We start from the raw sequence: 22,539 nt of genomic DNA on the forward strand, positions 1-22,539 counted from the left end.
GTGAGGTGAATGACACAGTCGCGATCAAAACCTGAAAAGGAACAGGCTTCGGCCATTGATCTCAGTCGTGAAAGCGATGCCGCAGACCTGTTTGCCGCATTGCTTGATACGGCGGATACCGGTTTGATTGCGCTTGCACCTGATGGAACGATTTGCCATTGGAACCAGTGGATACAAAGCCGGTCGGGCAAAGAAGCCAACGATGTGCTGGGCAAGGCATTACATGAAGTTTTCCCCGATACAAAGCTTGGCCGTGTCGCACTTGCGATTAACGACTGCCTGAAGTTTGGCATGCCTGCGGTTATATCACCTTCACTTAATCAGGGGGCGCTTCCACTGCGGCCCCTGCCACAATTTTCCGCCAGTTTTGACCGAATGGAACAATCCATTCGCATTCATCCGATCAAGACCAAGCGCAATGGCATTTTGTGTTCGCTGATTATTCGCGATGTCACGCTTGCCGTGCAGCGTGACCGATTACTGCGCCAGCAGGCCTCCGAACTGGCCGATCTGGTAACACAGACAAAACGCAGTGAAGACCGAACACGCGCCATCTTGCAAAATACGGTTGATGCTATTCTTGTGGCATCGGACGATGGCAATATCGAACCCCTGAATGCCCGGGCCCAGGAACTTTGCGGCCCAACAGGCGATCCGGAACTACGTGACCTTATTCGTTTTCTGCTTCCAGATAACGAACACACCGAGATCATCACACCATCCCCCAGCAAGATCATCACCGATCTGGGAACAGGGGTTATCGAAGTTCAGGCATCCACACTAAATGGCCGCAATGTGCCGCTTGAAGTTGCCATCAGTCATTTTTCAGCCGACGAGCGCTATCACTACATCATCACGCTACGTGATATTTCCCAACGCAAACGCCACGAAAAAGAAATCCAGCGTACGATGCAGGAACTTGAACGGTCCAATGCAGAGCTTGAGCAATTCGCCTATGCCGCTTCGCATGACCTGCAGGAACCTTTGCGTATGGTATCAAGCTATACCCAGTTGCTTGCCCGGCGCTATCAAGGTCAGTTGGATGAGGCTGCCGACGAGTTCATCCATTATGCTGTGGATGGAACGCAACGCATGCAACGGATGATCGACGATCTTCTGACGCTGTCACGGGTCGGGCGACATGGCAAACCGTTCAGTCCGGTGCCGCTCGATAGCTTATTTGACGCCATCGTAACCAACTTCAAACGCGCCGGGTCTGCCCCCAAAGACAACATCATCCGCGAAGGTAAACTTCCCATGGTGGTCGGCGATGCCAGCCAATTGCTTTTGCTGTTTCAAAATCTGATCTCGAACGGTTTGAAATACAGTGACCCCCAATCCGGTCTGGTAAAGGTTTTTGCATCCGAAACACCAGGCAGCTATCAAATTAGTGTTGTCGACAACGGCATCGGCATCGATCCGCAATATCATGATACGATCTTTGAAGTTTTCAAACGCCTGCATGGCTATGGGGAATATGCCGGTACGGGCATTGGCCTTGCGATCTGCAAAAAGATCGTTGAACGCCACGGTGGCAGCATCGAAGTCACCAGTGTCCCCGGCGAAGGCAGCACCTTTAGCGTCGAACTTCCAAAAGAATTGTCGATTGTCGCCGCCTCGCAAAGCATGTAGCTTTCAGTTTACGTAAGCGTAAAGATGATTGAGCCAGCATGAACGACAGCTACACCATTACCGACCTTGCCCGCGAGTTCGAAGTTACCACCCGAACAATCCGGTTTTACGAGGATCAAGGACTGATTTCTCCGGACCGCCAAGGTCAGACACGCATCTACAGTCAACGGGATCGTGTCCGCCTGCGGCTGATTATGCGCGGTAAACGGCTTGGCTTTTCGCTTAAGGAAATTCGCGACCTTCTTAACCTGTATGACGGGGATCGCAGCGAGATCACCCAGCTCAGAACACTGGTCGACAAGGTCAATGAAAGACGTGAAACGCTGCGCAAACAGCGAGAAGACATTGATGCAACACTCGACGAGCTCGACAAGCTCGAAGAGACTTGTCAGGAAGAACTATCGCGCAAGAAAGCAGGGTGATGCGGTTTAAATGCCTTCGCCGACCTCAAAGGCCTCTATTGCGTAGAACCGCCGGAATTTTCCACCTTGGCCAAGCTGGTCTCGGATGGACGTGACAGAATGAAACAGCTGACCGGTATTGCGACAAGAAGCTGAACCAGCACAATCCAGCGATTTTCGATCAGAACCAACGATGCGGTTATCACAACAAGAAATGCCACCATCGCCAGCGTCTTTGCCCGGCGGTTGATCACACCATGGTCGTTCCATTGGCGGATCGACAGGCCAAAGCGCGGATGATTACAAATCCAGTCATGCAACCTTGGCGATCCTTTGGCAAACAGCCAGGCGGCCAACAACATGAACGGGGTGGTTGGCAGAAGTGGCAAGAAAATGCCGATCACACCAAGCCCAACAGAGAGCCATCCCAAGGCCAGATAAATATGCGAAAGACGCAGCATTGATTTCCTGTTTACAGTCAGCCACACCCCTGACAGGTTAGACGCGTGTAATGTAGGCATAAAAATTTGCAAATTCAATCAATAGCCGACTATTTTACTCAGTTAAGTTATCACCTTGAAACACCACGCTAATCTGCACGGTTTCCAATGCTTGAAATTGAAAATGGCCTCTATCTGGATGAACGCCATCTGAATTTTCAGTTTGTCCGTGCCTCTGGGCCGGGCGGGCAGAACGTCAACAAGGTATCAAGTGCCGTTCAGATGCGTGTGCGTATTGATGACCTGACAGAGCTTCCCTTGCGCGTGCGAAACCGGCTGCGTGAACTGGCAGGCAGCAAGCTGACCAATGATGGTGAAATTATCTTTGATGCGCAGCGCCACCGCACGCAGGAACGGAACAAGCAGGACGCAGTTGAACGACTTCTGGCTTTGCTGCGCAAAGCTGCGGAGCGCAAAAAATACCGGGTTAAAACCCGCCCAAGCCTGTCGGCGAAACGCAAACGGATTGACTCGAAAAAGAAGCGCGGCGACACCAAAAAGATGCGCCAGAAACCTTCATATTAACAAACATTTCTGTTCATTTAATTTAACAGCAAACTTCACCCAAGCGGACACTTTTGTATCCACTCTTCCATCAATGCGGCGATCTCAACCGTATCAAGCCCTTTGTCTGACAGTGTCCGCCAAGTCGAAAACTGAACAGCGTGATGCGTGACTGATTGACAAAGTGAACTGGTTCGACGGTCATGAGGCAAGTGCCGCAGGATGTCTTCCTGCATGTCGCGTAACTGTCTGTCATATACCTCAAGGGTTGCGTTCAGCTCGGGCAGCTTATCACGATCTGCAAGCACGGCTGGCCAAAACATCCGTGTGTCGCCGTAGTAACTGTAAAGCATACTCAGGATCGCAATCGGCCAGTTTTCCGCCGCAACGTCCTTGCGCCAATCATTTCGGTGTGGAAGCGGATTGTGATCAAACCAGTGCGTCACGGCCTGGACTGGAATATCCGTTTCCCCGGGGAAATGCCGATAAACCGTCAACCGTTGAACCGACGCCTTAGTTGCGACAGCACTGATAGTGGTTGCTGCAGGACCAACCGAACAAGAGAGCGAGATCGCGGCATCAAGGATTCTTTGATGGGTTTCCTGTTCCTTGCGTGCGCGTCTGGTCTTGTTATACGCTCTTGTCATGTTCATGCTACCTTTTGCATTCACCAACCGTGCCGGCAATCGAACGCCACCTTATCAACCGTAACACAACCTCGATTTTAAGTGAACATAAATGATCACTTAACTTCCACTCCCACTCAAGCATCCTCCACCACGTGTTGTAAGATGACTGCCATATGACCATCGACTGGAATTCAATTGCCAACGCACCTCGCCCGGACAATTGCGGCTGGAAGGGAACTTATCGCGTGCGCTATTCCGAGATCGGTGACAACGGCAAGGTAATGATGCCCGCGCTGACCGATTATATGCAGGATGCCGCCGGTTGGGGCGCACGCATCTTGAAACTAGCCTATGACGATACTGTTGATCACGGGATCGCCTGGGTTCTTGCCCGCATGGTCATTCACATCCGTGACTATCCCGGCAACGGCGAAGACATTCTGGTCGAAACCTGGCCGTCGGGGGTGTCACGCCGGGTGGCGACCCGTGACTTCCGCCTCAGCAACAACAAGGGCGAGGTATTTGGTGTCGCACAAAGCTTTTGGTTGATGTTTGATTTGAACACCCGGCGTGCTGCGCAATGGCCGGACTGGATTGAAGAACGCCTGCCAAATCCGCCCGGTCCCAAGCTAATAGAAGCCCCCCTGAGACCGGCCTTCACCAAGAAGGCTTTACCCACCTGTGACAACATCAAGGCCCGCCCGTCAGACGTCGATCTTTACGGGCATGTCAACAATGTACGTCTGATGCATTGGGTTCTGGGCGTGTCAGGCCCCGACAATTGCCCGGACTTTCACCCCGAAAGTCTCGATATCCAGTTCCGGACAGAATGCCGTGTCCACGAACGCGTGGAAATTCGGCATGCCGATGGCTTTGCCACTGTAACACGTGAAGAGGACGGGACAGATCTTGTACGCGCCCATATCCCGCCCAAAAACGGTTTTATCTAAACCGCACAGGTACTAAGGCACGGTCTCATTGCCCGTCTATCATGGCGTCAAACAAGTCAGCAATCGGCTTGAAGCTTTTGCGATGATGCGCGGTTGGGCCAACCTCGGCCAGACCAGCCATGTGCTTTTTTACGCCGTATCCCGCATTACCTTCCCAGCCAAAGAAGGGATAACGCACGGCCAAACGCGCCATGGCGCGATCACGAACGACCTTGGCAACGATGGATGCCGCAGCAATCGAAAGCGACTTGCTGTCACCCTTAACGACTGTTTCCACCGCGCACGGCAAGCCGGGATCGCGATTGCCATCGACCAATGCCTGATCGGGGACAGCATCAAGACGGTCCACCGCCCGACGCATGGCAACATATGTCGCCTGCAGAATATTGATCTGATCAATTTCGCGGACAGATGCCGCCCCAATGCCAACTTCGGCGCAGCTCATGATGATTTCATAAAGCCGATCACGTTTTTTCGCCGAAAGCTTTTTGGAATCATTGAGTTCGGCTACCAACGTTACGGGCAAACGGTCATTGCGCGGCAGGATGACGGCAGCAGCCACCACAGGCCCTGCCAACGGCCCGCGACCAACTTCATCAATCCCGGCAATGCGCCCGCGGTACTGATCTTCTATGGCGAAATCCGGCATGTTTATCTGATCCCTCTCTGCCCGATGTCATAGCAATCCAGACTGCACCGGACAACAATCGACCCGTTTTCCCGTCCCATCTTTCCGACAGCACCGGCACCGTCATAAGGTGTTTTTGACCCTATGCGTTTTCCAAAGAAGCCCAGAGCTTTTCAGCAAGGGGGCTAAGCCGACGACGGGGACGAAGGATTTCAATATCGACGGGAATGGCTCTGTCCTGCATGCCCAACACTTCAAGTTGCCCATTGGCAATGTCACGCTGTGCCAGACTTTCGGGTAACCAAGCAACACCTGCACCGCCCTTTGCCATTGAATGAAGGGTTGCCGCGAGATGCGATGTAAACCCGGGATTTGAAGGGTCCAGTCCAGACAATGTTACGTTGGCGGCAGCAATAATCCGCCCTAGGCCGGACTCCACACTATAGGCAAGATAGGGTGCCGGGCTTCCCGTTTTGACCAGATTGCGTGCAAGAGACGGGCTGATTACCGGAATCAGGCGATCTGATCCAATGATATGACGCATGAAAAGGGGATGTTGCAAATCTGCAGGCGCATCAGGATGTGCATGAGCAATCAGAAAATCAATTTCCCCACGCTGCATCAGGCTTTCACACGCCTGCATGCTGTCAGAAATCAGGTTCAATGGTCCCAGCGACACCTGTTCATTTCGCGATCTCAGCCATTCCGGCATAAAGGTAAATGACAGCGCATGGGTGGCGGCAATATTGAGCGTTCCGTTGGAAAGTCGCGCCAGTTCCATGGCCTCGCGCCGGGCCTGTGTCAGCGAAAAACACACTGCACGCGCATGCGACAAGAACTGCTGTCCGGACGGCGTGAGTTGCACCGAATGGGTCGTACGCGCAACCAAAGATACCCCGACCCAGTTTTCAAGCGCACGAATCCTGCGGCTGAAGGCCGGTTGGGTAATATTGCGCATTTCCGATGCACGCGAAAAATTAAGCGTTTCGCTTAGCGCGATAAAATCTTCAAGCCAGCGAAGTTCCATATTGGTTATGCCATATCCGTATAAACATATTGCCAATTCACATTGGTTAATGGCTGCTTGCAAGCAGTATTTTGCATAAGGAGATCCATAACGACCATCGCGAAAGGCGATCACATATGCAAATTCTTGATATTGTCGAAGTTACCAAACCCATCTCATCGCCGATCCGAAATGCCTATATCGACTTTTCAAAAATGACGGCAAGTCTGGTGGCGGTTGTGACTGATGTGGTCCGCGACGGCCGCCGGGTGGTGGGATATGGGTTCAATTCCAATGGCCGTTACGGTCAGGGGGGCCTCATTCGCGAACGGTTCCGCGACCGTGTGCTGACCGCCAAGCCAGATAGCCTGATGAATGACGCAGGAGATAACCTTGACCCCCATCGCATCTGGGCGGGCATGATGCAAAATGAAAAACCCGGTGGTCATGGCGAACGTTCCGTCGCAGTGGGAACATTGGATATGGCCATCTGGGATGCTGTCGCAAAAATTGCCGAGAAGCCGTTATTCCGTCTGTTGGCCGAACAATATGGCAGCACCGCCGACCCACGGGTATTTGTCTATGCTGCAGGCGGCTATTACTATCCCGGCAAGGATTTGACCGCATTGCGCAATGAAATGCGCGGTTATCTTGATCGTGGCTATAACGTTGTGAAAATGAAAATCGGCGGTGCGTCGATTGAAGACGACAAACGCCGCATTGACGCGGTTCTCGATGAAATCGGTGATCAGGCACAGCTTGCTGTCGACGCCAATGGGCGATTTGATCTGGAAACCGCGATCGCCTATGCCAAGATGCTGCGTGACTATCCGCTGTTCTGGTATGAAGAGGCCGGTGACCCACTTGATTATCAGCTTCAGGCCGCACTGGCGGAACTTTATCCCGGTGCCATGGCAACGGGCGAGAATCTGTTTTCCCATCAGGATGCCAGAAACCTTTTACGCCACGGCGGTATGCGCCCGGATCGGGACTGGTTGCAGTTTGACTGTGCCCTGTCCTATGGGCTTGTCGAATATCTTCGTACGCTTGAGGTGCTCAAAACACATGGATGGTCCCCCAAACGGTGTATTCCCCATGGCGGACATCAGATGTCATTGAATATTGCCGCTGGCCTCGGACTTGGTGGCAATGAAAGCTATCCCGACCTGTTTCAACCCTATGGCGGGTTCCCCGACAGCGTGAAAGTCGAAGACGGTCATATCACCATGCCAGAACTGCCCGGAATTGGTTTTGAAGGCAAATCCGATCTGATATCGGTCATGCGTGATCTTGCGGTCTGACACAGCAGATTAACCAGACTGGGCGAACCATTCCCCATCAAAAAAAACGGCACCGATTTCACGGTGCCGTTTTTTGTTTTTACTCTGGAATGCCTGCGAAATCAGGTTTCCTTATCCTGATATTCCTCGCTGGGGTCGTACCCTTCGGGGCCAACCGGATCGAAAGTTGCCCAACCCTCATTCTGCTTGCTGGGTGGCAGTTCCGTATTCGGATCGACGTTCAGCAACATATAGGCCTTGGCAATCAGGTTGGCCGTGATCGGTGCGGTCAGGAAGATGAACAGCGTGATCAGCAATTCATGGATCGTAAAGTGCCCTCGTTCGATCCAGAAGAACAGCATCGATGCGATCAGAATGCCTCCAAGACCAACGGTACTGGCCTTGGTCGGCGCATGCAGGCGCGGCAGAAGATCACGCAACTTGATCATCCCGAATGATCCGACCAGCAGGAACAGCCCGCCAATCACGATCAGAAGCGAAATGATGAGTTCGACAATAAACGGCATCAGTCCGCTCCCCTATTCAATGATGTCGCCACGCAAGACGAACTTGCAATAGGCCACAGTGGAAACAAAGCCGAACATGGCAAACAAAAGCGCGCCTTCGAAATACATCGCGGTTGCCTGTCCAATGCCATACAGAACCAAAAGCGCGATGGCATTGATCGCCATGGTATCAACCGCCAAAACACGATCCGCAGTCGACGGGCCCATGGTCAAACGGTACAGGTTCATCAAAAGTGCCAGCGCCACACAAACAAAGCCGAAATTCAGTGCATATTCGATCATTCGAAAATCTCCTTCAGACGGCGTTCGTAGCGATGCTTGATATCATCGACCACTTCTTGCGGGTCTGGCGCATGCAGGCAATGCACCAGCAAGCTTTTGGCATCCGCACTAAGATCAATCGTCACCGTACCGGGCGTCATGGTAATCGTTCCCGCAAGGGTCGTGATTGCCTCGGGCGAGGTCAGGTCAAGCGGCACAACAACCGACTTTGATTCCAGACTTTCGGTTTTGCGAAACAGGATCAAACCGGCCACAATCACGTTTGCAACCAGAATATCCCACAGCACAATCAACCCGTATTCACAAATCGCATAGGCATTGCGGACTTTGGGGCGCGCGGGCCAGAAATTGGCCGTGATCAATGGAATAATGATCGCCAGTACAAGACCGAAGATCACGACACCGGCCGAGATTTCATTGACCAGAAAGACCCATACGATCAGCAGTGCCAGGGTCAAAAGCGGATGAGGCAGATAACGTTTCATCATCTTTTTTATCCTTTCCCCTTATTGACCGACCAGTGACAGGGCGTTTTCACCCAGCACCGCTTCGATGTATTGCGACGGTTCAAACAACTGCATGGCGGCACCTTGCAGATACTCGGAAATCGGTCCGGCAAAGACGGTCAGCGCAACCAGGGCGCCCACCATGCCGCAACTTGCAATGATCGGCAAAACCGGCCATTTCGCACCCTGGACGGTGATTTCGCCATCGACAGAGGAACTCTTCCAGAAAAGCACACTGCCTGCCCGGCCAAAACCGATGATGCACATCAGCGACGTTACCAGAATGATCGACCAGATCCAGACCATGGCATCGCTGTCACGTGCCGCATCCATGATTTGCAACTTACCGACAAAGCCACTAAGTGGCGGCATCCCGGCCATGCCGATTGCCCCGACAAAGAACAGGACGGCAAGGAAGCCCGACTGATGGAAACGCGGTGCGGTATGCAGGCTGTCGCCAAACTCGCCCCGGCGTGACACCACAAGATCGGCAATCAAAAACAGGGCCGCTGCCGAGAAGGTCGAATGCAACAGATAATAAAGCCCTGCTGAAATGGCTTCTGGCGTGAACAATCCGATGGCAATCAACAAGGTCCCCATCGACCCGATCACCGAAAAGGCAATCAGACTGTTAAGGCGTTTTGCCGCCAGAACCCCGGTCATGCCCAGCACCAGCGTAATCAGTGCTGCCGGCAGGATATAAGGTTCAGCCAGCCACGCCATATCACCGGCCAGATCACCAAAGGCCAGCGAATAGACACGCAGAACCGAATAGGCCCCGACCTTGGTCATGATGGCAAACAGGGCCGCCACCGGCGCCGGTGCGTTGGCATAGGTGCCCGGCAACCAGAAATGAACCGGAACCAACGCAGCCTTAACACAGAACACCAGAAGCAGGATCAACGCCCCTGCACGCAACAGGGCAGCATCACCAGACGCCACATTGGGCACCTGAATGGCAAGATCGGCCATGTTCAATGTGCCGGTCACGGAATAGATCATGCCGACACCAATCAGGAACAAAGTTGAACCGGTCAGATTGATGACGACATATTGCATGCCGGCTTTCAAACGATCTGCGCCCGCACCATGCAGCATCAAACCATATGACGCGATCAGCAAAACTTCAAAGAACACAAACAGGTTAAAGACGTCGCCGGTCAGGAAGGCACCGTTGACCCCCATCAGCTGGAACTGCAACAGGGCATGGAAATGCTTGCCGCGCTGATCCCATTCGCTTGAAGCAAACAAGACAACACCAAGTCCCAGAAGCGATGTGAGCAACACCATCATCGCTGACAAACGGTCCAGCACCAGCACAATACCAAACGGTGCAGGCCAATCGCCCAAGGCATACATTTCCGGTGCATGACCGTTGGCAAAAATCACCAGCCACAGCGAAACGGCGACAAGTGCAACAGTTGCCGTAATTGAGAAAACCCGCTGCAAGATAATGTCGTGACGAACGGCCAATACGATCAGCGCTGCCATCACCGCAGGCAGCAGTATGGGAACAACAATCCAGTCACCCATCAGTTTTTATCTCCTGCTTCGGATGGCGCGCCAACCGGGCGACCGTCAACATGATCATTGCCAATCTCAAGATAAGCCCGGATCGACAAAACAACGATAAGTGCCGTCATACCGAACGAAATCACAATTGCCGTCAGAACAAGTGCCTGTGGCAAAGGATCGGTATATTCGGTGACGCCCTCACGCAGGATCGGCGGCATATTGATGGTCAGGCGCCCCATGGCGAACAGAAAGACATTCACCGCATAGGACAACATCGCCAAGCCGACAACCACCGGAAAGGTGCGCCCGCGCAGCAACAAATATGTCCCGCAGGTCGTCAGAAGCCCAATACTGCTTGCTACCAGAAATTCCATATCAGGCCTCCTTTTCCGGCGTTGCCACCGGTGCCGATGGGTCGTGATCCATCGGTTCGGCATTAATGTCGACATGTTCGGCCATACGTTCGACCTGTGACAGCTTGGCAAGGGCCAGCATCACCGCCCCGACGACCGTCAGGAACACGCCAAGGTCAAAGCCCATGGCAGATGCCAGTTCGAACTCGCCAACAATCGGCAGATGAACATGAACGAAACCGCTGCTCAGGAACGGCAGGCCTGCAACCCAGGCCGATACCCCGGTAATTGCCGCGGCAATCACACCAAGGCCAATCATGCCATGATAGTTGACCTTCATGCGGTTCTGGGTCCAGCCAAAGCCAGACGCCATATACTGCATAACCAGCGCAACCGAAACGACCAGACCGGCAATAAAGCCACCGCCCGGCTCGTTATGACCGCGCAGGAAGATGTAAACACCCACCATCAAGGACAGCGGCAGCATCACACGCGTGGCAACAACCATCATCATCGGGTGACGGTTTGGCGACCGGCGACGATCCACCACCCAGTTGGCCAGACGTTTTGCCGCCTCACCCTGGGTCACGGTTTCAATCAGCGCAAAGATCGAAAGCGCAGCAATACCAAGGACAATGATCTCGCCAAAGGTATCAAAGCCACGGAAGTCAACGAGGATGACGTTGACAACATTGGTGCCGCCGCCTTCGATCTTGGAGTTCGCCAGATGATAGGACGAAATCGAATTTGGCAGATCGCGTGTCATGATCGCCCAGATCGCCCCGCCAACGCCAAGGCCCGCTGCGATGGAAACAATGCCATCACGCATTTTGCGTCCGGGCATGCTTTCCTTTGGCGTTTCCTTTGGCAGGATATTAAGCGCCAGCAACATCAGAATGACGGTTACCACCTCGACCGAGATTTGCGTCAACGCAAGGTCGGGTGCCGACAGATAGATAAAGCCAAGCGATACAATCAGGCCCACCACACCAAGCAGAAGCAAGGTCAGCAAACGGTTGTGATGCATAAAGACCGCAGCCACAGAAGTCACGACCAGCAACAACCAGCCAATCGCCGCAGGTGGCGAAACTTCAAGAAGTTCCCGCGATCCCGACTGGAAGTCCGGCTGCGCATAAAAGCCAGAAAGGCCGATGCCAATCGCACCGATTACCATGATCGCAAGATAGCGCTGCAAAGATCCGTTATGCAGATTGTCCGAAACCAGTCGGCTCAGGGCGACAGACTTGGCAATCGCGCAGTCAAACATCGACTTGGCATCCGGACGCGACAGGTTCGCGGTTGCCGACATCAATCCACCATGGCGCATCAGCAACAGCGCGCCACCGATCAATGCAATCACGCTCATGCCCAGCGCCGGTGTCAGACCATGCCAAAGGGACAGATAATAATCGGGTAACTCGCCCCCAATCACAGCCCCCGATGTTGCCGCTACAAGCGGCCCGGCAATAGTGGCCGGGAACAGGCCGATCAGAACCACCAGAACCGTCAGAAACGCGGGCGGTGCCCACATGCCAAACGGCGGGTCATGCGGATGATGTGGCAGGTTTTCATCGCGTGGCTTGCCCAACCAGACATGGAAGATAAAGCGGAACGAATACGCCACCGAGAACAGCGCACCAACCGTTGCCAGAAGCGGAACGATCCAGTTCTGATCCAGCCACATGGTGTGCCATGCTTCTTCGAGCATCATTTCCTTGGAAATGAAACCGTTGAACGGGATGACCCCGGCCATTGACGCCGCCGAAATAATCCCGATGGTTCCGGCGATCGGCATCAGGTTCAGCAAACCACCAAAACGTCGAATATCACGGGTGCCGGTTTCATGATCAATGATACCGGCTGTCATAAACAGCGCCGCCTTGAAGGTTGCATGGTTGATGATGTGGAAAACCCCGGCCACAGCGGCCATCGGTGTGCCAAACCCAAGCAACATGGTCACCAGACCAAGGTGACTGACCGTTGAATAGGCCAGCAACCCTTTAAGGTCGTGCTTGAAGATCGCGATCCACGCGCCAACCACCATGGTCACAAGACCCGCTGTTGCCACGATATAGAACCACTCCGGCGTACCTGACAGCACCGGCCACATGCGGGCCATCAAAAAGATGCCCGCCTTCACCATTGTGGCCGAGTGCAGATAAGCCGAAACCGGCGTTGGTGCCGCCATCGCGTGCGGCAGCCAGAAATGGAACGGGAACTGTGCCGATTTGGTAAAGCAGCCTAACAGAATCAGGATCAGTGCCGGCAGATACATCGGCGATGCCTGGATCAGATCGGCGTTTTGCAGGATGACGCTCAGATCATAGGACCCGACAATATCGCCAAGGATCAGCATCCCGGCAATCATCGCCAATCCACCGGCCCCGGTCACGGCAAGCGCCATACGCGCGCCCTGACGGCCTTCGGGCAGATGCTTCCAATACCCGATTAGCAGGAACGATGACAGCGACGTCAGCTCCCAGAAAATCAACAGCAGCAGAATGTTATCTGAAAGAACGATGCCGACCATGGCGCCCTGGAACAACAGCAGGAACACATAAAACCTGCCCATGGGATCGTTCTTTGAAAGATAGAACCGCGCATAAATGATGATCAGAAGGCCTATGCCAAGAATGAGCGTTGCGAACAACAAGCCCAGCCCATCTAGGAAAAAGGTCACATTCAGACCGAGTTCCGGCAACCAACTATAACTGACCTGAAAGACCTCGCCAGCAATGACCGCAGGGGCCTTTGCCATCAAAAGGATCAAGGCAAGCAGCGTGACAGAACCGGTAGCAGTGGCACATGCATTGCGCCCGGCCCGGATCATTATGGCGGGTAACACCGCCCCAATGAAGGGAAGCAAAACAATGAGGGTGAGACTCATGAAGGACCCTTATTTTTGGATATTCGCCGCATCGCCCCCAACGCGAGACAGCAAGAAAATTCCGCCAGAAGTTAATATTAGTACCTAGGGTCAGAACCTACTAATTTGGTTCGACTGGTCGATCCGATTTGTGCGGATACGCGAAGCAAAGACACAGGAAGATATGTATCTTTCAAGTCTTTGCGACAAAGTTGCCCGTGCAAATCTGATCGATCCGAAAGACAGTGTTTGTATTGGAAAACTCCGGCGTCAAAGCTCTTTGCCGGGACACCAACCCGCCTAACGGGATTTTCCTTGTATTTTGCCAATACAAACACTGCCACTCCAATCAAATTAATAGGTCCTGACCCAGGAATGGTCAAGAAAACCCAAACAGCGCAGCTTTTTACCACACCGCTGTCAAGTGAAGACGATCACCCCCGGTTACAACCGTTGGCCTGCAAAAACTCATTTTCGCCCACCTGCAAGTTGCTTGGCTTCAGGCATCATGCGCAATCTTGCCATGGCAATCGTCCCGGCAACCGGCCCGGCAGCAAGCATCGCAAAAGCCCCCCACCAGCCCGCATGATCTGCAATCACCGGCACAAGATGGATCGATATCAGTGCGATCAGAAAGCCAATGGCATTTTGCAATGTCAGGGCTGTGCCGACCTGATGCGGATCGGCAAGCTCAATAACGCAGGATGAAAATTGTGCTGAGTCCGCAACCACCGAAATGCCCCAGACAATGCAAACGATCAAAAGAACTGCGAAGGGCGCATCGCCAAGTGCACCGGCAATCATGGCACAGGCACCGCTGACCACCATGGCCGCGATGGTAACAGTCGTGCGCCCGATCCGGTCAGCATAATACCCCCCCGCCAACGATCCAAACGCGCCGATACCGACAATCGCAAAGGTAGACAATGCCGACCAGACACCGGGATTATCCACCAACCGACCGGAATACGCGCCATACAGGAACAGACCAATCCACCCCCACATGGCATACAGTTCCCACATATGCCCGAAATAGCCATAGCAGGCATGGCGCAAAGGTTTGTTTGCCCAAATCCTGCCAACCATTTTTGGATCAAAGCGCGGTGATTTTCCCGGCGTTCCGCCAAGATGCACAAACAGTACCGCAAAGGCCGCGACATAGGCACATATGCTCGCCGTGACGATGACGTAACGCCAATCAAGGGGAACTGCGACTGAAAACAGGTGCGGCATCGCTGACCCCATGGTCAACGCACCGACCAGCAACCCGACAAGAAATCCCGTATCACCGCGCGACCAAGTCGCGACCATCTTCATGCCAATCGGGTAAATGCCCGCCATGCAGACACCCGTAATCAGGCGCAGCAAGATCACGACAACACCATCGACCGGCACAACAAGGATCAGGATATTGGCGGTTGCGGCAATGATCGCCGATGCCGCCCAGAACCGCCGGGGTTCAATCCGGTCCGCCAAACCAAGAATGGCACTGGCAACCGTACCCAAAACAAATCCCAGCAAAACGGCACTGGTAAAAAGCGATGATTGAAGCGCATCAATACCGAACTCGCTGCGCAATTGCGGCAGCACGGCCGTTGCGGAAAACCACAAGGCTAGCGCCATCAATTGGCAAATCGTGATCATGGAAACGGCAAATATTTTACCGGTAGGTGCCATTTTTCCCCACAGCGTTTTCTAAAGTTTGGCCCATCATACACAGATGCTGACGAAAGCCTATCTTGGAACTCTTTGCCCTTTCAGTCGTTTAGGGATTACCCGGCATCTGAGTTTGCAGGAGGGCACAGAATGGAATTTCTTGAACAATATTCGAACGGCGTCATCACAGCGCTCGGGTTCTTCTGGAACGCACTGTGGGCATTTGTACTTGGTTACGCGATCAGTGCAGCCATTCAGGTGTTCGTGCCCAAAACCCGCCTGACAGCACATATGGGGCATGGGGATGTTGGCAGTATTTCTCTTGCCGGGCTGTTTGGCGCAATATCAAGCTCATGCTCCTTTGCGGCCCTGTCTGCGGCAAGGTCCCTGTTTCAAAAAGGGGCACACTTCATTGCCACCGTTGCGTTCATGTTTGCCTCAACCAACCTGGTCATTGAACTGGGTGTTTTGATTTTCCTGTTTCTTGGCTGGCAGTTTCTCGTCGCTGAAATCATCGGTGGCATCCTGATGATTGCCATATCCGCTTTCCTGATCCGACTGACCTATCCCAAAGACATGATCAAGGCGGCCAAACAGCACGCCGATGATGAAACCGGCAGCGAAGAGGACGATTTTGACTGGAAGCGGCGCATTCAATCCAAATCAGGCTGGCAACAGGTCGGGAACCGCTTTGTCATGGAATGGCAAATGGTCTGGCGCGAGATCCTTATCGGTTTCACGATTGCCGGGTTTATTGCAGTCTTTGTACCTGCAGAATTCTGGCAGACCCTGTTCCTTGCCGGGGACGGCACAGGCAGCGCATCTGATCTGCCATTCCTGACCGTTCTGGAAAACGCTCTTATTGCGCCATTTGTCGCTGCTGCGACCTTTATCGGGTCGATGGGCAACATCCCGCTAGCAACAGTTCTAAGTGCCGGGGGTGTTAGTTTTGCCGGGATTATGGGCTTTATCTATTCCGACTTGATGGTCCCGCCACTGGTGAAAGTGAATGCGCGTTATTATGGCTGGAAAACTGCGCTTTATATCGCAGGAATAATGTATGCCAGCATCGTGGCAACAGCCCTGATCCTGCACTACGTCTTTGTCGCGTTCGGCGCGATCCCCGAAAGCAGCCGTGACATTGCCGAGGTCAGTGCATTTGCCGTCAACTACACACTGTTTCTCAATATCGCTGCCTTTGTAATGACGGGCGGGTTGCTTTGGCTGCGCCGTGAAGGCCAAAAATCCACGCACCATGACCACAATGGCAACAGCAATGATACCCACGGCAACCATGATCATGGCCATCACCATCATCAGGACGGCGGGTCTTTTCTATCAGCCAAAAACATCATTGTTGCTACTGCCCTAATGCTGCTGGCTGGTGGACTTGCCCTTCAGATCGCAAGCTTGATGTAAAAAAAGTGCCGCCGGTTAAAACCAGGCGGCACAAGTTTCCCGAGCGGGAATGAAACTTAAGTAAGCTAACTCAATTACCCATGGTCACGTTGATCATCGATAACCTTGCCATCATTTGGCAATCCGCCATTCGTGTCCCATGACACGGCACCACTAAGCTTGCAGACGCTTTTCAGGGAGTCCACAATCGCATCGTTATCAGCTGCATCCCGATTGCCTTCGCATAACAACGTCATGACATCATTGTCATTTTCACGGGTCACAACCAGACGCGCCTTGGTAATTTCGTCATGGCGTTTGACGATTTCGGCAACCTGTCGGGGATGAACAAACATGCCTTTGACTTTGGTGGTCTGATCGGCGCGCCCCATCCATCCCTTGATCCGGTCGTTGGTGCGCCCGCACGGGCTTTGCCCGACCGCCACTGCTGACATGTCACCGGTGGCAAATCGGATCAGCGGATAATCCATATTGAGCGTGGTGACCACCACTTCGCCGACTTCACCGGCCTCAACAGGTTCCCCCGTACCCGAACGGACGATTTCAAGGATAATATCCTCGGCAACGATCATGCCGTCCTTGGCATCGCTTTCATAGGCAATCAGGCCAAGGTCCGCACTGGCATAGCATTGCAGCATGGCGATACCGCGCTCAGCAAACCAACTGCGCAGGGTTTCCGGTAACGGCTCGCCCGACACCAATGCGCGTTTGATCGATGAAATATCCGCGCCCAGCTCATCGGCTTTTTCGACAAGGATCTTCAGGAACGACGGCGTACCACTGTAGCCTGACGGCTTCAGGTCGCTGATTGCCTTAACCTGCGCTTCGCTCTGGCCGACACCGGCCGGAACAACAACACAGCCACACGCACGCGCCCCACTGTCAAAGATAAAGCCACCCGGCGTCAGGTGATAGGACAGGCAATTGTGAACGATATCGCCCGGACGGAACCCGGCGGCAAAAAATGCGCGCCCCATCCGCCACCAGTCATCGCCCTTGCCCTGCGGATCATAGATCGGGCCGGGGCTTTGGAACAGGCGCGCCATTGCGGGAACCGGTGTCGCATTCAGCCCCGCAAGCGGCGGTTCTTTGGCTTGCGCGTCAATCAGGTCGGATTTGCGCGTGACCGGCAGTTTGGCCAAGTCATCAAGGCTCGTGACCATTTGCGGGTCAACATCGGCAAGCAAACGGCCATAAGCCGGAGATCTGGATTTCGCATGATGGATAATGCGCGGCAAGGCCGCCATCAGGCCTGCTGCGCGGTCTGCGGGTTTGCGCGTTTCGCGTTCGTCGTAATAAGTCGTGAGCATCCTACCCGCCCTTCATTCAAAATCGGCACTCGGTATTACAACCAGCGTTTACGCCGTTTGTAAGATTTAATGTTCTTAAAGCTTTTGCGTTCTTCCGATCCACCGCCAAGATAGAATTCCTTGACGTCCTCGTTATTCAAAAGCTCGTCAGCCGTACCATCCAGCACAACCTTGCCGCTTTCCATGATGTAACCATAATCGGCAACCTTAAGCGCAAAGTTTGCGTTCTGCTCGACGATGAGCATGGTGATGCCCTGTTCGCGGTTGATCTTTTCAATGATCCCGAACACTTCCTTGACCAAAAGCGGCGACAGCCCCATGGACGGCTCATCCAGCAGGATCATTTTCGGACGCGCCATCAGCGAACGCCCAATCGCCAGCATTTGCTGCTCGCCACCCGAAAGATACCCGGCAAGACCGGTACGTTCTCTCAGGCGCGGGAAATAGTCAAAGACCATATCGATATCTTCTTTGACCTTGTTGTCCTTGCGGGTATAGGCACCAAGGCGCAGATTTTCGATGCAGGTCATGTCTTCGATAATACGACGGCCTTCCATCACCTGGAACAGGCCGGACCGCACGATATCTTCGGGATTTCCATTGGCAATCTGGTTGCCCATGAAATTGATGTCGCCCCGGGTCACTTCGCCATCTTCGGTCTTCAACAGTCCCGAAATTGCCTTAAGCGTTGTCGACTTTCCGGCCCCGTTCGGACCCAGAAGGGTGACGATTTTGCCTTGCGGGACCTCAAGCGATACACCGCGCAGAACAAGGATCACCTCGTCGTAAACAACTTCAATATTATTAACCGACAGCATCGGTTCAGCAGTATCAGTTTTGCGGGCGGGCTCTGCCATGGTGTCCCTTTCGAATTAGTTCTTTTTGATCTCCCGCTGTCGAAGACAGGGCATCTTGCGTTTCATGTCCTGTCTCCGAACAGTCAGGGAGACATTCGTCTTACCAGACCGACTTAGTAGCCGAGCCAGTCGTCACGGCGCGGCAGGGTAACGGTTGTTACTTTTTCAACCATTGCCTCGCCACCTTTGGCACTGCCTTTGTAGATATTGACGGTGTTGATGCCGCGATGGTCTTCAGCCGTCCAGGTTGCTTCCATGCACACCCCGTCCAGACCTTCTGGCACCCAATCCTGACGGGCATACATGCCAGCCTTGATGTTTTCACCAGTGATCCCGCCATTTGCCTTTGCCCATTCCATGGCTTCTTTCATGTAATAGGCCGAGCAAATGCCACGGATGTAGTGATGCGTACGGAACGCTTCACCCGAGCTGTCAGACACTTTGGAAATTTCGCGCACCAAATCCATGCCCGGAACGCCTTCGTCCGACCAGAAGCTGGTCATGGCCGGGAAGATGTAGTTTTCCACATCGCCAATGGTTTTCAGCGTTTCGTAATCACCCGCCCAGATATTGGCGAGCCATTTCGGGGTTGCGCCAACCGTGTCACAGGATTTCACCAACGACACAACCGACGGGCCCAGATTGCCAAGGTAACCATAGTTGGTACCGGCTTCTTTCATCGTCAGGCACTGTGCCTTGAAGTCACCCGGCTTCATCGAAACAACAACCGGTGCGGTTACTTCAAAGCCAAGCTCTGTTGCGTATTCCGCGCAAGCCTCTTTCGGGGCATTCGGATACGGGTGGTTATCCCCGATATGCGAGAAGATCGGCTTGCCAGAACCACCGGACTGTTTCCAGTCTTCTGCGGCCCATTGAACCATTGCCCGGCAGGCATCGGAATAGGATGCGCCATAGAAGAAGTTATAGGGTGCCGGCTTTGCCGTTTTCGGGTTCTTCGCCGTCGGGTCGGTCAGGTGACCGGAATAGGATGCGGAATAGACCGGAACCTTGTCACGGGCAACGAAGCTGATCAGGGCTTCGGTATCACCTGTTCCCCAGCCCTGCATCGCGACCATTTCATTGCGCGAACGCCATTTCTTGTAGTTCGCAATCGCTTGGGGAACTTTATAGGCATAATCGACGGATTCTGAATCCATCACTGTGCCGTCGATCCCGCCATTGATGTTGATATACGACAGCGCGTCACGCACACCATCGGCATAGAACTTCCCGATAAAGCCCGTCGGGCCGGTGATATCCATCAGATGGCCGACAAAGACCATATCGTCATCTGCCTGCGCTGCCGAGAACGACAGCCCCGTCGCAACCATCGCGGTTGCTGCAATCAATTTCTTCATAACGACGTCTCCCTTGGACGTTTTCATCAAAGATAGCCTCCCGGTCGCCCCGTTTTTGATCCCGGCCCTTTTGTTTTTATAAGCGGGCCGGGTTCGGGGGTATTTATCAGTACGAGAAGGGATAAAGCTTCCAGTACGCCCTGATCTGTTGCCAGCGATGGGCAAGCCCATCCGGTTCAAAGATCAGGAACAGGATGATGGCCAGACCAATTGCCATCTCCTTGATATAAGCCAGCCCGTCGGTCACAGCCGTCGAATTGGCCCATTCAAAAATGCTCAGTGCGCTGACACCGCTTTCCATGACTTCCGGCAAAAGCACCATAAAGACCGTACCCATCAGGGTGCCTTTAACCGAACCAAGCCCCCCGATAATGATCATGCCAAGGAACTGGATGGACAGAAGAATGGTGAAACCTTCTGCCGAGACGAAGCCAAGATAATGACCATAAAGTGCCCCGCCGATACCCGCATAGAACGATGAAATCGCAAAGCTCATCAGACGATATTTTGTCAGGTTGATGCCCATGATTTCTGCGGACAGATAATGGTCACGCACAGCAACGAACGCGCGCCCGTCACGGGTCCGCATCAGGTTGGTGCCCAGCAAATACATCACCACCAAGAAGAACAGGCAGACATAAAAGAAGCTGAAATCATCATAGACTTCATAGCCAAACACATTGACCGGATTGGCTGCAGCACCGTTTGACCCGCCCGTAAACCAGTTTGCACGGGCAAAGAAATCTTCAAGGATGAACTGGGCCGCCAACGTGGCAATCGCAAGATACAATCCCTTGATGCGTGCGGCAGGCAATCCAAACAGCATGCCAACAGCAGCTGTCATAAGTCCGGCCAGCGGGATCGACAGCAATACCGGAATGCCGGTGGTATTGTTGATCCAGGCTGATGCAAAGGCCCCAAAACCAAAGAACGCCGCATGACCCAGCGAAATCTGCCCGGTAAAGCCAACAAGTATGTTCAGGCCAAGTGCCGCGATGGCAAAGTACGAAATCTGAATGAACAGATTGACGTAATAACCATCAAGGACAAACGGGATCATAGCCACCGCAAAGATGCCAAGCATCGCAGCATTGCGGATATAGGTCGTATCAAAAATGCGGGTATCCTGCCGATAGGTCGTTCGGAAATCACCGCAAGGACGTAGCGAAAATCCAGCCATAGTTCTTTTCCTCGTCCCTTAGGGCCTGTTGACAATCAGAATGCCGTCGTGGCGGGATCGTATTTTTCCGCCAGCAAGAAGTGGATGGCGCAACCTGGCGGGTCCCACGAAAGCCAGCCGCGACGCCGCAGATGGGAAAACACGCCCCGTCCCAGAGGGATTGCTGCCTAAGGGCGCGAACCCGCGTCCCTCGTCCTTGAATATGCCAAGCATGTCCTGCGTCCTCACTCCTAATTTCGCGCCCTTAGGCGGCAACCACGGCGATATCCTGATCATCAACAGGCCCTAAATACGTTCAATGTCTTTGGTGCCAAACAGGCCATAAGGCTTGATGCACAGGATGATGATCAGCACATAGAAGGGTGCTATCGAAAACAGATTGCCCCAGTGCAGATACTGACCATCGACAAACTCGGCAGTGTTTTCCAAAAGCCCGATGATCACCCCGCCAACGATGGCGCCGACAATCGAATCAAGCCCACCCAGAATGACCGCCGGGAACACCTTGATCCCGATGACGGAAAGTGCCGAGGACACACCGTTGACCATGCCGATCACGATGCCAGCAACCCCCGACACCAGTGCCGAGATCGCCCAGGACATGGCAAATACGGTTTTGACGGAAATACCAAGACTTTGCGCAACCTGTTGATCAAAGGCGGTGGCGCGCATGGCAAGGCCAAGTTTGGAGTATTTAAAGAACCAGTAGAACCCGGCCATGATGAACAGCGAAATCACGAAGCTCATGATATAGGCCGTCTCGATCTGCATCCCCAACACGTTCAAAGATCGGGTTTCAAACACCTGCGGATAGGTCGCGGTTGTCGCCCCGAAAATCCACTTGGTTGCGGCCTGGAAGAAAATCGAAAGCCCGATGGTCACCATGATCACGGAAATGATCGGTTCGCCAATCATCGGGCGCAAAACCACCATCTGCAGGACAATGCCAAACGCCATCATGAACAATAGCGTAAACAGGAAGCCCAGCCAGAATGGCATACTCATTTCGACCAGAAACGCATAGCAAACCCATGCGCCAATCAGCAGAAACTCACCCTGGGCAAAGTTAACAATCTGGGTCGATTTGTAGATCAGGACAAAACACATGGCGACAACGCCATAAAGTGTCCCGACAATCAAACCGTTCAGCAGAAGCTGGAACAGAAGTTCGAAATTCATG

The 22,539-nt window shown here is 53.5% G+C and carries 22 protein-coding genes; 6 read left to right on the forward strand and 16 right to left on the reverse strand.

Going from position 1 to position 22,539, the window contains the following annotated elements; translation table 11 throughout:
• Positions 1 to 9 precede the first annotated feature (9 nt).
• Complete coding sequence (locus JF44_RS0104580) at positions 10 to 1,632, forward strand: ATP-binding protein (protein WP_052065446.1); 1,623 nt, start codon at positions 10 to 12, stop codon at positions 1,630 to 1,632.
• A 38-nt stretch (positions 1,633 to 1,670) separates the two neighbouring features.
• Entirely contained in the window at positions 1,671 to 2,054 is a 384-nt protein-coding gene (locus tag JF44_RS0104585; RefSeq protein ID WP_033067777.1) for a MerR family transcriptional regulator, read from the forward strand.
• Between the two features lie 35 nt (positions 2,055 to 2,089).
• On the opposite strand, the gene JF44_RS0104590 is transcribed toward JF44_RS0104585, so the two are convergent.
• Positions 2,090 to 2,494, reverse strand: a complete 405-nt coding sequence (locus JF44_RS0104590) for a YbaN family protein (protein WP_033067778.1) — start codon at positions 2,492 to 2,494, stop codon at positions 2,090 to 2,092.
• A 147-nt stretch (positions 2,495 to 2,641) separates the two neighbouring features.
• Here JF44_RS0104590 and arfB point away from each other — a divergent pair, with 147 nt between their 5' ends.
• Entirely contained in the window at positions 2,642 to 3,058 is a 417-nt protein-coding gene (gene arfB / locus JF44_RS0104595; protein WP_033067779.1) for an alternative ribosome rescue aminoacyl-tRNA hydrolase ArfB, read from the forward strand.
• Between the two features lie 35 nt (positions 3,059 to 3,093).
• Here the strand turns inward: arfB and JF44_RS19855 are convergent, their stop codons facing one another.
• Complete coding sequence (locus JF44_RS19855; protein WP_162181384.1) at positions 3,094 to 3,684, reverse strand: TetR/AcrR family transcriptional regulator; 591 nt, start codon at positions 3,682 to 3,684, stop codon at positions 3,094 to 3,096.
• Positions 3,685 to 3,839: 155 nt separating this feature from the next.
• Here JF44_RS19855 and JF44_RS0104605 point away from each other — a divergent pair, with 155 nt between their 5' ends.
• On the forward strand, positions 3,840 to 4,616 hold the full coding sequence (locus tag JF44_RS0104605) for an acyl-[acyl-carrier-protein] thioesterase (protein ID WP_033067780.1): 777 nt from the start codon (positions 3,840 to 3,842) through the stop codon (positions 4,614 to 4,616).
• A 25-nt stretch (positions 4,617 to 4,641) separates the two neighbouring features.
• Here the strand turns inward: JF44_RS0104605 and JF44_RS0104610 are convergent, their stop codons facing one another.
• The gene (locus JF44_RS0104610) at positions 4,642 to 5,265 is read right to left on the reverse strand and encodes a ribonuclease HII (protein WP_033067781.1); all 624 of its coding nucleotides are present in this window, start codon (positions 5,263 to 5,265) and stop codon (positions 4,642 to 4,644) included.
• Between the two features lie 121 nt (positions 5,266 to 5,386).
• Positions 5,387 to 6,271 carry a LysR family transcriptional regulator gene (locus JF44_RS0104615; protein ID WP_033067782.1) on the reverse strand — a complete coding sequence of 295 codons (885 nt, stop codon included), beginning with the start codon at positions 6,269 to 6,271 and terminating at the stop codon, positions 5,387 to 5,389.
• Between the two features lie 116 nt (positions 6,272 to 6,387).
• On the opposite strand from JF44_RS0104615, the gene JF44_RS0104620 reads away from it, so the two are divergent.
• Positions 6,388 to 7,551, forward strand: coding sequence for a mandelate racemase/muconate lactonizing enzyme family protein (locus JF44_RS0104620; RefSeq protein ID WP_033067783.1), 1,164 nt, complete (start codon positions 6,388 to 6,390; stop codon positions 7,549 to 7,551).
• 101 nt (positions 7,552 to 7,652) lie between these two features.
• Here the strand turns inward: JF44_RS0104620 and JF44_RS0104625 are convergent, their stop codons facing one another.
• The 7 genes from JF44_RS0104625 to JF44_RS0104655 all read right to left on the reverse strand — a co-directional run bounded on the left by JF44_RS0104625 (position 7,653) and on the right by JF44_RS0104655 (position 15,256).
• The gene (locus JF44_RS0104625) at positions 7,653 to 8,057 is read right to left on the reverse strand and encodes a Na+/H+ antiporter subunit G (protein ID WP_033067784.1); all 405 of its coding nucleotides are present in this window, start codon (positions 8,055 to 8,057) and stop codon (positions 7,653 to 7,655) included.
• Positions 8,058 to 8,069: 12 nt separating this feature from the next.
• Positions 8,070 to 8,339 carry a K+/H+ antiporter subunit F gene (locus JF44_RS0104630; protein ID WP_033067785.1) on the reverse strand — a complete coding sequence of 90 codons (270 nt, stop codon included), beginning with the start codon at positions 8,337 to 8,339 and terminating at the stop codon, positions 8,070 to 8,072.
• On the reverse strand, positions 8,336 to 8,827 hold the full coding sequence (locus JF44_RS0104635; protein ID WP_033067786.1) for a Na+/H+ antiporter subunit E: 492 nt from the start codon (positions 8,825 to 8,827) through the stop codon (positions 8,336 to 8,338). Before JF44_RS0104635 ends, JF44_RS0104630 begins: the two co-directional genes overlap by 4 nt.
• A gap of 18 nt (positions 8,828 to 8,845) precedes the next feature.
• The gene (locus JF44_RS0104640; RefSeq protein ID WP_033067787.1) at positions 8,846 to 10,378 is read right to left on the reverse strand and encodes a monovalent cation/H+ antiporter subunit D; all 1,533 of its coding nucleotides are present in this window, start codon (positions 10,376 to 10,378) and stop codon (positions 8,846 to 8,848) included.
• Positions 10,378 to 10,734, reverse strand: coding sequence for a Na+/H+ antiporter subunit C (locus tag JF44_RS0104645; RefSeq protein ID WP_033067788.1), 357 nt, complete (start codon positions 10,732 to 10,734; stop codon positions 10,378 to 10,380). Before JF44_RS0104645 ends, JF44_RS0104640 begins: the two co-directional genes overlap by 1 nt.
• A 1-nt stretch (position 10,735) precedes the next feature.
• Complete coding sequence (locus JF44_RS0104650) at positions 10,736 to 13,600, reverse strand: monovalent cation/H+ antiporter subunit A (protein ID WP_033067789.1); 2,865 nt, start codon at positions 13,598 to 13,600, stop codon at positions 10,736 to 10,738.
• A gap of 447 nt (positions 13,601 to 14,047) precedes the next feature.
• On the reverse strand, positions 14,048 to 15,256 hold the full coding sequence (locus tag JF44_RS0104655; RefSeq protein WP_033067790.1) for an MFS transporter: 1,209 nt from the start codon (positions 15,254 to 15,256) through the stop codon (positions 14,048 to 14,050).
• A 129-nt stretch (positions 15,257 to 15,385) separates the two neighbouring features.
• On the opposite strand from JF44_RS0104655, the gene JF44_RS0104660 reads away from it, so the two are divergent.
• Complete coding sequence (locus JF44_RS0104660) at positions 15,386 to 16,654, forward strand: permease (RefSeq protein ID WP_033067791.1); 1,269 nt, start codon at positions 15,386 to 15,388, stop codon at positions 16,652 to 16,654.
• A 74-nt stretch (positions 16,655 to 16,728) separates the two neighbouring features.
• On the opposite strand, the gene JF44_RS0104665 is transcribed toward JF44_RS0104660, so the two are convergent.
• The 5 genes from JF44_RS0104665 to JF44_RS0104690 all read right to left on the reverse strand — a co-directional run bounded on the left by JF44_RS0104665 (position 16,729) and on the right by JF44_RS0104690 (position 22,538).
• Entirely contained in the window at positions 16,729 to 17,964 is a 1,236-nt protein-coding gene (locus JF44_RS0104665) for a phenylacetate--CoA ligase family protein (RefSeq protein WP_033067792.1), read from the reverse strand.
• A gap of 35 nt (positions 17,965 to 17,999) precedes the next feature.
• Positions 18,000 to 18,782 carry an ATP-binding cassette domain-containing protein gene (locus tag JF44_RS0104670; RefSeq protein WP_033067938.1) on the reverse strand — a complete coding sequence of 261 codons (783 nt, stop codon included), beginning with the start codon at positions 18,780 to 18,782 and terminating at the stop codon, positions 18,000 to 18,002.
• Positions 18,783 to 18,934: 152 nt separating this feature from the next.
• Positions 18,935 to 20,179, reverse strand: a complete 1,245-nt coding sequence (locus tag JF44_RS0104675) for an ABC transporter substrate-binding protein (protein WP_033067793.1) — start codon at positions 20,177 to 20,179, stop codon at positions 18,935 to 18,937.
• Positions 20,180 to 20,285: 106 nt separating this feature from the next.
• Positions 20,286 to 21,359, reverse strand: a complete 1,074-nt coding sequence (locus tag JF44_RS0104680; protein ID WP_033067794.1) for a branched-chain amino acid ABC transporter permease — start codon at positions 21,357 to 21,359, stop codon at positions 20,286 to 20,288.
• Between the two features lie 285 nt (positions 21,360 to 21,644).
• Positions 21,645 to 22,538: a branched-chain amino acid ABC transporter permease gene (locus JF44_RS0104690; RefSeq protein ID WP_033067796.1), complete on the reverse strand. Its 894-nt coding sequence runs from the start codon at positions 22,536 to 22,538 to the stop codon at positions 21,645 to 21,647.
• Position 22,539 lies beyond the last annotated feature (1 nt).

This window comes from Thalassospira australica (assembly GCF_000763295.1).
GTDB lineage: Bacteria > Pseudomonadota > Alphaproteobacteria > Rhodospirillales > Thalassospiraceae > Thalassospira > Thalassospira australica.